The following is a 13,813-nucleotide window of genomic DNA, read 5'->3' on the forward strand; positions in this document are numbered from 1 at the left end:
TCTGACTAGGCCCGCCCTCGCCGTGCGTCAACCGTTCGTCAAGCCCGTCAAGCCGCGTGCCGGCATGTGCGCCGGCATATCGACGACGTCGGCGCGCGTGAATGTGCCCACCCGGCCGGCGAGCGATGGTAGGCTCGACGGCTCGGGCTCCGGGACGTGCGAGGGCGAGGCGACCGATGGCGGACGGTGCGATCGAGTTTGATTTCGCTGTGGAAGGCGCGACCGATCCGTGGCGCGTCGCGCGGATCGAGGGCCATGAGGGCATATCGCGGCTGTTCCACTTCCGCGTGACCCTCGCGTCGACGGACGCCGCGCTGGCGTTCGACGGGCTGGTCGGGCAAACGTGCCTGCTCACGATCCGGACCGACGTGTCGACTCGGTACATCCACGGCATCGTCGCGCGCTTCGAGCAGCACGAGGAGGGGCGCGCGGTCACGACGTACCTGGCGACGGTCGTCCCGCGGGCGTGGCGCCTGCAGCACCGGCACGACTACCGCATCTTCCAGGAGGCGACGGCGCCGGAGATCATCGACAAGGTGCTCCGCGCGGCGGGCCTGACCTCGGAAGATTTCCGCGTCTCGACGGCGATGACCCACGATCGGCGAGAGTACAGCGTGCAGTACGCCGAGACCGACTGGGCGTTCATCAGCCGCCTGATGGAAGAGACAGGCATGTTCTGCTTCTTCGAGCACAAGGCCGACAACCACGTGCTCGTCTTCGGCGACGCGCCGTTCGTCCACGAGCCCATCGACGGATCGAGCGTCGTGCCGTACCGGGCCGTCGGCGGGGCGCTCGCCGCGCGCGAGGCCATCTCCCGCTTCTCGATGGCCGAGGAGGTCCGGCCCGGCAAGGTCACCGTCCGCGACTACAACTTCCAGAAGCCCAGCCTGAGCCTCGAGGGGGAGGCGGAGGCCGACCGCGACACCGATCTCGAGGTGTACGTGTATGCCACCGAGCACGATCTGCCCGAGGAAGGCACGCAGCTCGCGAAGCTCCGGCTCGAGCAGCTCCAGCTCGTGCGCCGCACCGCGGAGGGGCAGGGGAGCGTGATCCGGTTCATGCCCGGGGCCACCTTCACGCTCGAGGACCACGGCCGCGAGAGCTTCAACCGCGGATACCTGATCACGCGCGTCGACCATTTCGGCTCGCGGGCCGTCGGGGGGGAGTCGCAGGAGACCGTCGTCGGGTACTCCAATCGATTCCAGTGCATCCCGGACGACGTGCCCTACCGCACGCCCGTGCAGACGCCCAAGCCGACGCCCCGCGGCATCCAGACGGCGATCGTCGTGGGCCCGGCGGGCGAGGAGATCCACACGGACATCTATGGCCGGGTGAAGGTGCAGTTCCACTGGGACCGGCAGGGGCGCCGCAACGAGCACAGCTCGTGCTGGATGCGGGTGAGCCAGATCTGGGCGGGCGCCGCGTGGGGCTCGATGTACATCCCGCGCATCGGCCACGAGGTCGTCATCGACTTCCTCGAGGGCGACCCTGATCGCCCGCTGATCGTCGGGCGCGTCTACCACGGCGCGAACGTGCCGCCCTACGCGCTGCCGGCCGAGAAGACGAAGAGCACCATCAAGTCGGACACCTCGCCGGGCGGCGGCGGCTCGAACGAGCTCAGGTTCGAGGACAGGAGAGGCGCGGAGGAGATCTACCTGCACGCGCAGAAGGACTGGAACATCGAGGTCGAGAACGACAAGACCCAGTCCGTCGGCCACGACGAGCGCCTGACCGTCGGCCACGACCGCAAGAAGCGCATCGACAACAGCCAGTGGGAGTCGATCGGCGCGTTCAAGACCACCGAGGTCGGCAAGGATCACAACGAGAAGATCGGCGCGAACCGCACGCTCGGCGTCGTGAAGAGCGAGAGCGTGGACATCGGCGAGGACGCGAGCCTGAAGATCGGGCAGGGCCGGAAGACCGACGTCGGGAAGGACGACATCGAGTCGGTGGGCGGCAAGCGCGAGCTCTCGGTGGGCGGCGAGGAGACCGTCAAGGTGGGTGATCGCGCGACGCTGGAGGTCGGCTCGAAGCGCAACACCACCGTGGGCAGCGACGACTCGCTGTCGGTCGGCGGCACCGAGACCCGGAACATCGACGTGGACGCGACCGAGTCCGTCGGCGCGAAGAAGACCGTCAAGGTCGGCGAGAAGTTCACGCTGGAGTGCGGGAGCGGCAAGATCATCGTCGACAGCTCCGGCAAGATCACGGTCGAGGGGTCGGACATCACCGTGAAGGGCTCGGGCACCGTCAAGGTCGAGGGCGCCAAGGTCGAGGTGAAGAGCGACGGCGACGTGAGCGTCAAGGCGGGCTCGAACATCAAGCTCTCGGGGAGCGGGGTCGACATCAACTGAGCGGCGTCGCGCAGGATCGGAGCCGAGGCGGATGGTTCACGAGGTGGTGGCTGATCACGCGGAGATGGCGTCGTTCCTCTGGGAGCTCCGCGAGATGGCCGTGAGGTCGCACCACTACACGCTGGCCGATCTCGCGGAGCTCGAGGAGCGCGTCGAGGCCCACCTCGATGGGCTCCGGATCGCGGGGGAGCCCGGCTGGGAGCTGACGCTGGCCGCCCTCTCGACGAAGGAGCCAGGCGCGTTCTTCGCGGCGGCCATCGCCGCGGTCGAGGCGCGCGACTACCCGGGCTTCGCGGCCGTACTCGACGCGACGGAGGAGGCGGACGAGCCCGCCGCCGGCGTCGCGGGCGCGCTCGCGTGGGCGTCGCCGGCCGACGCGTTCGCGATCGTGGCGCCGATGCTGTCGGGGGCGCAGCCGCCGGCGCTGCGCCGCCTGGCGCTGGCCGCGTGCGTGGCGCACCGCCGCGATCCCGGGCAATTCCTTGGCTATGCGCTCTGCGACGGCGACGCGGCGGTCCGCGCGCTGGCCTTCCGCGCGGCCGGCGCGCTGGGCCGCGCCGATCTGGCGGGCGAGCTCCGCGGGGCGTGGGGCTCGGACGACGAGGCCGAGCGGTTCTGGTCGGCGTGGGCCGGCGCGCTGCTCGGGGCGCGCGGCGCGGACGAGGCGCTGTGGAGCGTCGCCGGGCGGAGCGGCGCGTTCGCCGAGGAGGCGGCCGACTGCGCCGCCCGCGTGAGCCCGCCGGGCGAGGCCCGCCGCCGGATCGAGGCGCTGATGCGGTCGCCCGGGCTCGGGCGGGTCTGCCTCGTCGCGGCGGGGGCGCTGGGTGATCCGGCGCTGCTGCCGTGGGTGCTCGACCGGCTGGACGTCGCGCCGCTCGCGCGGCTCGCCGGCGAGGCGCTCTCGCGCGTCACCGGCGCGCCGATCGAGGGGGCGCTGCGCGGGGCCCCGGCGCCCGGCTTCGACGCGGGGCCGAGCGACGATCCGCGCGACACGAGCGTGAAGATGGATCCGGACGCGCAGCTGCCGTGGCCGCACGGGGCGAACGCGCGGGCGCTCTGGGCGGCGCACCGCGGGCGCTTCGCGTCGGGGGTGCGCCACGTGGACGGCCGCCCGCTGGACGAGGGGGCGCTCGATCGCGTGCTCCGGCTCGGCGGCCAGCGGCGCCGCGCGGGCGCTGCGTTCGAGCGGGCGGCGCGCGCGCCCGGCCGCCCGCTGTTCGACGTGGCCGCGCGGGTCGAGCGGCAGAGGGCCGCGCTCGGGGCGTCGCCGTGAGGGCGCCGCCCGCGCCGCGCGCCCTCGGGCACGCCGCGGCCGCGGTGCGCCCCTTCCGCTCCCGGGGGCGGGTGATGCTCGCGGTGGTCGTCAAGGCGACCTTCCAGCTCGAGCACAAGCGCGCCATGTCGCCGCTCCCGCCCGCGCCGATCGTCGCGGCGGACGTGCGCGCGGCGCGCGCCGCGGCCGACCCGCGCGCCGCCATCTCGGCGGCCGCGGAGATGGCCCCGTTCCTCCCGCGCGCGGACATCCTCCTCGGCGGCCACGCCTGGGCCCGCGGGCGGAGCCCGGCGCCGCTCGTCCCCTTCCGCCTGCGCGTCGGCCTCGACGCGGCCGTGCTCCTCGACAAGGCCCTGCACGTCTACGGCGACCGCGGCGGCAACGGCCGCGGCGCCCCGCAGCCGTTCCTCGCCATGCCGCTCGGCTACGAGCGCGCCCTCGGCGGGGCGGCCGACCCCGACAACCCGGCCGGCGTCGATCCGCGCGCCGGCCGCGCGCCCAACATCATCGATCCCCGGCAACCGACGCGCGCCGCCGGCCTCGGGCCGATCGCGGCGCACTGGCCCGCGCGGCAGCGCCGGCTGGGCAACGCCGATCCGCGCGGCGTGCAGGCCCCGTGGCCCGTGATCCCGGACGGCTTCGACTGGGCATATTTCCAGGCGGCGCCGGCCGATCAGCAGACGCCGTACCTCCGGGGGAAGGAGTGGATCCTGATCGAGGGGATGCACCCGGATCTCGACCGCATCGAGGCCTGGTTGCCGGGCCCCGTCGCCGAGGCGCGGGTCGCGTTCGGGGGGGCGGCGCAGCCGCAGGCGTTGCCGCTGGTCGCCGACATGCTCGTGATCGACGCCGATCGCTGGCTTTGCTCACTCGTGTGGCGCGCCAGCGCGCTGCTGCCGGGCGAGGAGGCCCTCGCCAGCGTCCGGGTCACGGCCAGGGTCGCGCTCCCGGGCGAGGAGGTGCCGTGGGACGTCACGGCAGCGCCGCCGGTCCGCGCGGAGCGGGCGCAGGCGGCGCCGCAGCGGGCGCAGGCGGGGCCGCAGCGGGCGCCAGCGGCGCAGGCGCCGGTTGCCGCGAGCCCGCAGCGGGCGGGGCGCGGGGCGGAGCATCCGCTGGCCGGGACCGTGGCGCTCGATCCAGAGGAGGCGCCGGCGGCGGTGAGCCCGCAGCGGGCGGGGCGCGGGGCGGCGGAGAATCCGCTGGCCGGGACCGTGGCGATCGATCCGGACGAAGGGCAGCCGAACCCCGCCTTGCCGTTCCGGTCGCCCGCGGCCTCCGCGGGAGGACCGCGCCTCGAGAGGTCTGGCACGGCGGAGATGCCCGCCGCAGCGGGGACACCGCCCGCGGAGCCGCGGCGTGGCGGCCTGCCCTTCGTGGTGCCGGCGGCGGCGGGCGCAGCTCCCGGGGCGCTGCCGTTCGCGCCCGCCGCCCCGTCTTCCCCGGGCGCCCGCGATGGCGCGGCGGCGTGGGCGCTGCCGTTCGCCGCCCCCGCCGCGGCGCCGGTCCGAGCGCCGGCGGCGTCCGGCGTGCTGCCGTTCGCCGCCCCCGCCGCGGCGTCGCCTGCGGCGCCGGTCCGAGCGCCGGCGGCGTCCGGCGTGCTGCCGTTCGTATCGCCGGCGGCGGCGTCCGGCGCGCTGCCGTTCGCGCCGGCGCCGTCCGCGCCCGTCCCGGCTGCTCCCCAGGCGCCGTCCGCGCCCCCTCCCGCGCCGTCCGCGCCGGAGCGCTCCTCGCCCTGGGTGTCGGGCGCGGCGCCCCACGCCGCCTCGGAGCCGCGCTCGCCGTGGGTGTCGGGCGCGGCCCCGGCGCCCGTCGCCTCGCCGCCGCCCGTCGCGCCGTCGTACGCGCTCGCCCAGCCGCGCATCGCGCCGTCGTACGCCCTGGGATCGCCGCCCGCCGCCCCACCCTGGCCCGCCACGCCGGCCGCGGCCGCCGCCCCTGCGCGGCGCCCCGCGCGCCCGCGCCGGCAGCGCCTCGCCCCGGACGCGCGCCCCTCGTCGGAGCCGCTCATCCCGCCGCGCAAGCGCCGCCCCGCGAAGGTCGCGGCCGACGGCCTCGGCGCCTCGTTCCTCCGCGCGGTGCCCGACGCCGCGCCCACGCCCTCCTGAACATGGACCTCCGCAACCGAACCCCCTTCGTCGCCGAGCGCATCGTCCACGTCGACGCCGCCGGCGCCGAGGTGCTCGTCGTCCTCGTCAAGGCGACGCTCGCCATCCACGCCGGCGGCCGCCTCGCGCCCGCGGCCGAGCAGGTGCCGCTCCAGCACGCCGACGCCTTCCACGGCGAGCCGGGCCTCTCGAGCGTGCGCTACGAGAGCGACCTCGCGCCGCACAAGGTCGGCACGGACGTCGTGGTCCTCGGCCACGCGTACCCTCCCGGCCGCCGCGACGCCGAGGTCCAGGTCTCCGTGCGCGTCGGCCCGATCCGCACGACCCTCGCCGTCTTCGGCGACCGCACCTGGGCGCGCCCAGCGTCCCCCGCGCCCTTCGAGCGGATGCCGCTCGTGTACGAGCGCGCGTTCGGCGGGCGCGACGAGTCCGCCGAGTCCCCCGCCGACCACGAGGTCGAGCCGCGCAACCCCGTGGGGCGCGGGTTCCGGGCCCGCCGCTCGCTCGTCGACCTCGCGCAGCTCGCCATGCCGAACCTCGAAGATCCCAGGAAGCCGCTCCGCTCGCCGGACGATCGCCCCGAGCCCGTCGGCCTCGGCTTCATCGGGCGCAGCTGGCAGCCGCGCCTGCGCTACGCCGCCACGGCGCCCGACCCCGCGTCGCCGCCTCCTGCCGGGTCGCCGCCTCCCGCCCCGTCGCCGTTCCTGCCTGCCGCCTTCGACCCTCGCTACCACCAGGGCGCGCACCCGCGCCTGGTGGCCACGCCGCACCTGCGCGGCGGCGAGCCGGTCGAGCTCGTGCACCTGAGCCCCCTCGGCCCGCAGCGCTTCTCGCTGCCCCCCGCGGCGCCTCGCGCCGTGGTCCTGATCGACTCCGAGCGCCGCCCGCTCCCGCTGGTCCTCGACACCGTGGTCCTCGAGCCCGACGACCTCCGCGCCGTGCTCGTGTACCGGGGCGCGATGCCCGTCGGTCGCGACCTCTTCCGCGTGCGCCGCATCGAGGTGGAGCCCGCGCCCGCATGAGCACCGGAGCCGTCATCACCGCCGCCGGCATGGTCACCGCCCTCGGCGACACCGCCGCGTCCACCACCGCCGCGGTCCGCGCCCGCCTCACGCGCTTCCGCGAGTGGCCGAGCTACCCCTGCCTCCCCGCCGACCCGCCCCGCCCGGAGGAGCCCTTCTCCGTGGTCGCGGCGTACACCGATCTCCCCCGCGCGCTCGACCTCCCGGTCCGCTTGCTCGCGCTGGCGCTCCAGGACCTCGCCACCTCCGGCGACCTCGCGCGCGCCGACCTGGAGGACGCCTCGTTCTTCCTCGCGCGCCCCTCGCCCGGCCCCTCCGCGCACCACCACGAGCTGCGCGACGCCTTCCGGGAGCGGGTCGCGGACGCCGCCGGGGTCGACGCCGTGACCCGCGGCCTCCTCGCCCCCGACGGGCACGCGGCGATGCTCCTCGGCCTGGCCCACGCGGCGCGCGCCGTCGAGGCCGACCCCGGCACGCCCTGGATCGTGGCCGGCGCCGACGCCCAGGTCGACGTGGGGCTGCTCGAGGCGCTCGACCGCGCGCGCCGGCTCAAGAGCCGCCGCAACCTCGACGGGTTCATCCCGGGCGAGGCCGCGGCCGCGCTGCTCGTCGAGCACCGCCGCCGCGCCGAGGCCCGCGGCGCCACCATCCTGGCCGAGATCGAGGGCTCGGGCGCCGCCGAGGAGCAGAGCCTCATCGAGAGCGGCGATCCCCCCTCGGGCGAGGCCCTCGCCGCGGCGCTCGCCGCCGCGTGCGCCGCGGGCGGCCCGCCCGCGTGGGTCCTCTGCGATCTCAACGGCGAGAGCTACCGGGCCAAGGAGTGGGGGCTCGCGCGCGTCCGCGCGCCCGCGCTCCTCGGGGGCGTCCGGGCGCTGTGGCACCCCGCAGACGGCTACGGCGACGTCGGCGCCGCGACCGGCGGGTGCCTCGCGGCCGCGTGCGTGCGATCGTTCGAGCGCGGCGCGTCCCCCGAGGCGCGCGCCGCGCTCTTCGCGGGCTCCGGCGGCGGGACGCGCGCCGCCGTGTGCCTCGTCTCGGCTGCAGCGAAGAGGGCGTGAAGGAGGAGCGATATGCCTGTCACCGTAGGAGTCAACTCACGCACGGTCGTCCACGCCGCGAGCAATGGAATGACCATCGCTTTTCCGGACGTGTGCCTCACCCCGGCGCCGCCCGCCCCGCCGGTCCCCATCCCCTATCCCAACATCGCCATGTCGTCCGACGCCGCGAGCACCGCGAAGAACGTCAAGGCCGACGGCAACCCCGTCTGCCATCAGGACAGCAACTTCTCGCGCAGCAGCGGCGACGAGGCGGGCACGAACGGGGGCGTTGTCTCCGGCGTGAACATGAACAAGGCCGAGTTCATCAGCTACTCGTTCGACGTCAAGGTCGAGGGGAAGGGCTGCGCCCGCGCGCTCGATCTCATGCTCCACAACAGCAAGAACACCCCGCCCACGCCGCTCGTCCAGCCGCCGCTCATCGTCATCGTCATGGAGGAGCCCCCGCCCGCGCCCGAGAACCCCAAGGACTGGGGCGTCGACAAGATCGAGGTGTTCTGAGGGGACGGCCGCGGAGCGAGCCTCGACCCGCGCCGCCCTGATGGACTGATGGACTGATGGACTGATGGACCGGACTCCCCGCTGATTCGTCCTGGAGCTCTCGCATGCCGACGATCAAGCAATACGTGAACCTCCCTGCCGCCGCGACCGGCGTGAACGGCCCCGTGCGGCAGCTGCGCGTCACGCCCAACCAGGTGCCCAACGTCGCGCCCGGCGATCGCGTGGACTGGTGGATCGAGCCCGACCCGGGCAACGAGAGCCTCGCCTTCCAGTCGCTGACCGAGCGTACGCGGCTCGCGCACGGCGCGGCCCCCGGGGTGACGGTCGGCGCCGGGCACCACTTCGACAACACGCTGACGTTCACGCACATCGGCGGCGACAAGTACACGATCAAGGCGTCGCGCGACGGGCAGCGGGCGCAGTTCCTCGCCACCGACGAGTTCCAGACGTGGCGAAAGCTCTATTACACGGTCTGGTACTCCGGCGCGCAGACGCTCGCGACGTACAACAACATCGATCCTCGGTTCGTGGGCGAGTTCGCGCGGCACTTCATCGAGCTGGAGCGCAGGGCGGTCCTCCCGGCGCTCGCGACCGTGGACTCGGCCCGCGTCGACTTCCAGAGCCTGTCGCAGCAGGCGGTCAGCTCGCCGACCTTCGACTGGCCGTTCATGAACGGCGGCCCGAACGCGCTGCTCAACCTGCGCGTCGGCGGCGCGCCCCCCGGGGGAGGCACGCTGACCGACAAGCCGCTTCACATGGCCTTCCTGCTGGTGCCGAACTGCTATTACACGCAGCTGGAGCGGCGCGCGCTCCCCACGGCGAACAACGCGGTCGGGAGCATCACCACGTTCCGCACCGTGTGGCGCGACCCCACGAACGGCAACAACTTCATGTGGACGGCGCAGGCGTCGTGGCCGGCGGCCGGCGCCACCGACGTGCGGGCGTACTTCACCTTCACGCCCGGGTCGCCGAACCGCGTGAACTGGAACCTCACCACGCTGCCGGGCCTCACGGCCCACCTCGCCACGCCGGGCAACACGTACAACCTCACGTTCTCGTTCATCTGGAAGAGCTCGATCAACGGCTACAGCTGGGGCAATTTCTGCGTCGTCGGGTGCACGGGCCCCGGCCGGAGCGAGACGGCGGTCCTCGGCACCTTCGTCCACGAGATGGGGCATGGCATCGGGCAGACCGTCCGGCAGGAGCCGCAGTACAGCGCGACCGGCGTGGCGCTCGCCACGCAGCTCGCCAACCCCCGCTGGTACACCGACCAGTTCGGCGGGCAGGGCCCGCACTGCAACACGAACGCTGGCCTCACGCCGGACCCGTCCACCACGTCGGGCCAGCGGTACGACTGGTGGCCCGCGCTCGGCGGGCGGCTCTGCACCATCTACCACGCCGGCCATGGCAACCGCGATGACGGCGTCTTCTGCCCCGTGTGCGCCCCGCGCATCCGCCGCGTGCGCCTCGATACGCCGGCGCAGACCTCCCGCAGCTGGAACCACTTTGGCTGAACCTCGCGGGCGGGGCGGGGGCGCGCTGCTCTCGATCCCGCGCCGCGCCCACGTCGAGAGGACCCCATGGAGATCGAACCCCGGACACCCTTTGGCTTCGCCCCGCACGGGGGCTCGCCCGAGATCGCGGCCGGCAAGGAGGCCATCCGACTCGCGATCTCGCGGGTGTCCTTCGCGGCCGGCACGGTGGAGCTCGACGTCTCGGCCTCGTTCCTGTTCCCGGACGCCGTCGCGAGCCGCTACCGAGACGTCGAGGAGTCGATGGTCCTCGTCGTCCACGACATCGAGCAGGCGGACGGCGGCGCCCTGCTCGCGCGCAACACGTTCATCGAGTTCCCGGCCGGCGAGCGCGACGGCCCGAACCAGCTCGCCGAGCCCGCGCTGCCGATGCCGGGCCGCGGCAGCCTGGCGTCCGAGGGGTACCAGGGCGCCTGGCTCAACGTCACCGTCGCCTTCCCCTGCGCCGTGGCGGTGCCCCGCTACCGGCCGAGCGTCTATGTGTACCTCGTCCTCGAGAACTACGTGTCGAACGTGATAGGCATCGATCTCGTCGACAAGAAGGCCATCGAATTCTGACCGGCGGTGAACCCATGCTCGTCCGATCCGTCTCTTTCGGCCTGACAGCGGAGACGCCCGCGACCTCCGGCGCGGGCGTCGTCCTCGCCCAGCCGGGCCCGCCCACCCTCGAGGGCGGCGCCCTCGTCCACGTCGTCCACGGCAGCTCGCGTGTGCCCGCCGTCGATATCGAGGTCGAGCGCGCCGAGGTGCTCCGCGGCGTCTTTCTCACGCTGATCTACGCCCCCGCGCAGGGCGGCGTCACGGTGCCTCTGCTCGGGCCGAGGCTTGTCTTCCCCGACGACATCGACGACGTGGGCGCGGACCTCGTGGGCAGCTTCCGGTGCGAGATCGTCCTGGCACCCCGGGTCGGGGCGTTCTATCTGCACGCGGCGTATCGCCAGTACGTCTCCAACGTGGTTCGCCTCATGGCCCCGCCCGGTGCCCGATGACGCCTGTTTATTCCGTTATCGTCGTCACGTGGAACAACCTCCAGTACACGGCGCGATGTGTGGACGCGCTCCTCCGCACGCTCCCCTCGGACGCTGAGGTGATCTTCGTCGACAACGGCTCGGAGGACGGCACGCCCGCTTACCTCACCGACGTCGCGCGCCGGCTCGGGGACGCCGCCAAGACGGTCTTCCTGGACGAGAACCTCGGCCTGGCCGGCGGCGCGAACCGGGGACTCGAGGTCGCGGCCGGGGAGTACCTGGTGCTGCTCGACAACGATGTCGTGGTGACCCCGAGGTGGCTGGAGGGGCTGCGGGAGTGCATGGAGGAGGCGCCGCGGGCCGTGCCCGGCGCGCGGCGCGTCGGGCTCGTCGGGCCCGTGACGAACAGCGCGCGCGGCCCGCAGAAGGTGCAGAACCCGCCGCCGTTCCAGCCGGAGGCGCTGAACGAGCTGGCGGCCGAGCACCGCGAGGCGTTCCGCCGGCGGTGGGCGCCGTCGTTCGCCCTCTCGACCTTCTGTCTGATGATGCGCCGCGAGGTCTACGCCGAGATCGGCGGGCTCGACGAGCGCTTCTTTCCGGTGGGCCACGAGGGCGCCGACCTCGCCTTGCGGGCGCAGGAGCGCGGCTTCGAGTGCATGATCGCGAGCGACGTGTACGTGCACCACGAGGGGAGCGCCACGCTGAGCAAGGCGTTCCCCGGCGCGCAGGGCGGCCTCGGGGGCGCGGACCTCTTCTTCGAGAAGTGGCGCGCCCGCCGCGCCGGGAAGACGCGGCTCGTGGCCGCGTACCGCGTCAGGGACGCGGAGGCGACGCTGCGCGAGAGCCTCGACGCGACGGCGCGGTTCGCCGACGCGATCGTCGTGCTCGACGACGGATCGACGGACGGGACGGGGGCGATCGCGCAATCGCACCCCGCCGTGGCCCGGTACGAGCGGACGGAGCTGCCGCCGGGCGTGGATGGACGGCGCGATCGCGACCGCGCCCTGCAGATGGCGGCGGAGCTCTCCCCGGACTGGATCCTCGCGGTCGACGCCGACGAGGTGTTCGAGATGGACCGCGCGCGGGCCGAGCGCCTCATGCAGCTCGCCGATCCGCACATCAAGGCGCTCGGCTTCCACTGGTACACGTTCTGGGAGCCGACGCGCACGTACTTCCGGGCGGACGGCGCGCTCGGGGCCATGTCGGGGTACCGCATGTACCGGAACGAGCCGGGCCTGCGCGTCGCCCGGGGGGCCGAGGGCGGCGTGCCCGGCGGCGGCATCCCCGAGATGCCGGACGGGTGCGCGCGCTTCACCGACGTCCGCGTGCGGCGGCTCGGCTACGACACCGAGGCGTCGCGGCAGGCGCGGCTCGCGCTCCACGGGCGGCCGGACCCGTACACGCCGCCGCGCGCGGGCGCGCCCCCCGAGCTGGCCGATCTCGCGAGCAACACGGTGACGCTGCGCAGGTATGCGCCCGCGTCCGGCGTATCGCTCTGCATCATCGCGAGGAACGAGGCGGAGCGGCTGGAGCGGTTCCTCGCGTTTCTGGAGCCGTTTGTCGACGAGATCTGCATCGTCGACAACGGCAGCGACGACGGGACGGTCGAGATCGCGCGGAGGTTCACCGACCGGGTGCGCGTCCACCGGACGGACCGGCTGGACCTGGCCGAGGTGCGCAACGTGGGCCTGGAGATGGCCACGCGGCCCTGGATATTGAGCCTCGACCCGGACGAGGAGATCGCGCACTGGGATCTGCCGCGCGTCGTGCGGCTCATGGACGACCTCGACGTCCACGCCTATTCGTTCGAGATCGCCAATCATCAGAAGGACGGCCCGCCCGTCATGACGATCGCCGTGCGGCTGTTCCGCAGCGACGCGCGGATCCGGTACGGGCGCGCCGTGCACGAGACGGTGCAGCCGAGCCTCGACCGGCACCCGGAGCTCGTCGTCCGCGCGGCCGGCGTGGAGATCCAGCACTACGGCTTCCTGAAGGACGACGGCGTCATGGAAGAGAAGCTGTCGCGCTACCTCGAGGCGAACCAGCGCATGCGGGAGGAGGATCCGGCGGATCCGATGCCCTGGTACAACGAGGGGCTCCACCTCCTGAACGACGGCCGCGACGACGAGGCGATCGCGTTCCTGGAGAGGGCGATGGTGCTCGGCCAGCGCTTCCTCTCGCCGCGATCGAGCCTGGCGCAGATCTACCAGCACCGGGCGCTCGCGCTGTGGCAGAGCATGGTCGCCGAGCTCCCGCCGGGGCACCCCGTGCGGCCGACGGCGGAGGAGAGCGCCGCGGTGCTGGGCCGCATCACGCCGGCGCGGATGCTGGTGGGGCAGGCGCGCAGGCGCAGGCTCCAGGGGCCGTCGCATGGCGAGTGAGGGGCGGCGCGCGTTCATCGCGCAGGTCACCGCGGGGGCCGGCCTCGTGGCGCTCGGCGGGTGCGGCGGCGCGCCCGGGGCGGCGGGCGCGCCTGCGGGGGCGAAGGGCGCGGCTGCGACGCTGGGGAAGGCCGCGCCGCCGGCACCGGCCGTGGCGGGCGCGGCGCCCGTCATCGAGGCCACGCTGCGGGGCGGCGTGCTCGCGCTCCGCTATCGCTATCCGAGCTCCATCGGCGACCGGCTCGCCGCCGCTCCGTGGGCCGCCACGCTCGTGGTCGCCATCCACCCTGCGTCGGCGTCCCCCGCCTGCCGGAGCCTCGCGAGCGGGGCGCTCCGCACGGAGACTCCCGTGCTGGATCAAGGGATGTTCCGCGCGGCGGCCGAGGTCGATCTGGCGGACTTCTTCGGCCTGAAGGCGCCGTTCGTCCGCTATGTGCACGCGTCGTTTCTTCACCTACGGTCCGACGTGCTGCGCGTCGCCGCCGTGTGAGCGGAGCGCGAGCACGCCATTCACGGCCGAGCGGGCAGGGCGTGAGCCGCGGAGCTGCGCCACGCGACCCAACGTGGGAACCGACGGAGCTCGGGTTCGACGCGCAGCCGTGATGGCAGGGTCGGCGGCCCG

General features: G+C 74.2%; 11 protein-coding genes. All 11 read left to right on the forward strand.

All coding sequences use genetic code 11. The features are described from left to right. Positions 1-176: 176 nt before the first annotated feature. The 11 genes from WME97_RS44735 to WME97_RS44785 all read left to right on the forward strand — a co-directional run bounded on the left by WME97_RS44735 (position 177) and on the right by WME97_RS44785 (position 13,681). Entirely contained in the window at positions 177-2,354 is a 2,178-nt protein-coding gene (locus WME97_RS44735; protein WP_437547188.1) for a type VI secretion system Vgr family protein, read from the forward strand. A 43-nt stretch (positions 2,355-2,397) separates the two neighbouring features. Then, positions 2,398-3,627, forward strand: a complete 1,230-nt coding sequence (locus WME97_RS44740; RefSeq protein ID WP_437547190.1) for a TIGR02270 family protein — start codon at positions 2,398-2,400, stop codon at positions 3,625-3,627. Then, on the forward strand, positions 3,624-5,732 hold the full coding sequence (locus WME97_RS44745; RefSeq protein WP_437547191.1) for a DUF2169 domain-containing protein: 2,109 nt from the start codon (positions 3,624-3,626) through the stop codon (positions 5,730-5,732). Before WME97_RS44740 ends, WME97_RS44745 begins: the two co-directional genes overlap by 4 nt. Positions 5,733-5,734: 2 nt before the next feature. Further along, positions 5,735-6,754 carry a DUF2169 family type VI secretion system accessory protein gene (locus WME97_RS44750; RefSeq protein ID WP_437547193.1) on the forward strand — a complete coding sequence of 340 codons (1,020 nt, stop codon included), beginning with the start codon at positions 5,735-5,737 and terminating at the stop codon, positions 6,752-6,754. Beyond that, on the forward strand, positions 6,751-7,812 hold the full coding sequence (locus WME97_RS44755; protein ID WP_437547195.1) for a hypothetical protein: 1,062 nt from the start codon (positions 6,751-6,753) through the stop codon (positions 7,810-7,812). Before WME97_RS44750 ends, WME97_RS44755 begins: the two co-directional genes overlap by 4 nt. A gap of 12 nt (positions 7,813-7,824) precedes the next feature. Continuing rightward, entirely contained in the window at positions 7,825-8,310 is a 486-nt protein-coding gene (locus tag WME97_RS44760; RefSeq protein ID WP_437547197.1) for a DUF4150 domain-containing protein, read from the forward strand. Between the two features lie 104 nt (positions 8,311-8,414). Beyond that, the gene (locus WME97_RS44765; protein WP_437547199.1) at positions 8,415-9,824 is read left to right on the forward strand and encodes a hypothetical protein; all 1,410 of its coding nucleotides are present in this window, start codon (positions 8,415-8,417) and stop codon (positions 9,822-9,824) included. A gap of 66 nt (positions 9,825-9,890) precedes the next feature. Next, positions 9,891-10,400: a hypothetical protein gene (locus tag WME97_RS44770; protein WP_012240970.1), complete on the forward strand. Its 510-nt coding sequence runs from the start codon at positions 9,891-9,893 to the stop codon at positions 10,398-10,400. A gap of 14 nt (positions 10,401-10,414) precedes the next feature. Next, the gene (locus WME97_RS44775; RefSeq protein WP_437547202.1) at positions 10,415-10,831 is read left to right on the forward strand and encodes a hypothetical protein; all 417 of its coding nucleotides are present in this window, start codon (positions 10,415-10,417) and stop codon (positions 10,829-10,831) included. Further along, complete coding sequence (locus tag WME97_RS44780) at positions 10,828-13,191, forward strand: glycosyltransferase (RefSeq protein WP_437547204.1); 2,364 nt, start codon at positions 10,828-10,830, stop codon at positions 13,189-13,191. The genes WME97_RS44775 and WME97_RS44780 overlap by 4 nt, the downstream gene beginning before the upstream one ends. Next, positions 13,181-13,681 (forward strand): hypothetical protein, encoded by a 501-nt coding sequence (locus tag WME97_RS44785; protein ID WP_437547206.1) that lies wholly within the window; start codon positions 13,181-13,183, stop codon positions 13,679-13,681. The genes WME97_RS44780 and WME97_RS44785 overlap by 11 nt, the downstream gene beginning before the upstream one ends. Positions 13,682-13,813: the final 132 nt, after the last annotated feature.

The organism is Sorangium sp. So ce367 (assembly GCF_051520455.1).
GTDB lineage: Bacteria > Myxococcota_A > Polyangia > Polyangiales > Polyangiaceae > Sorangium > Sorangium cellulosum_B.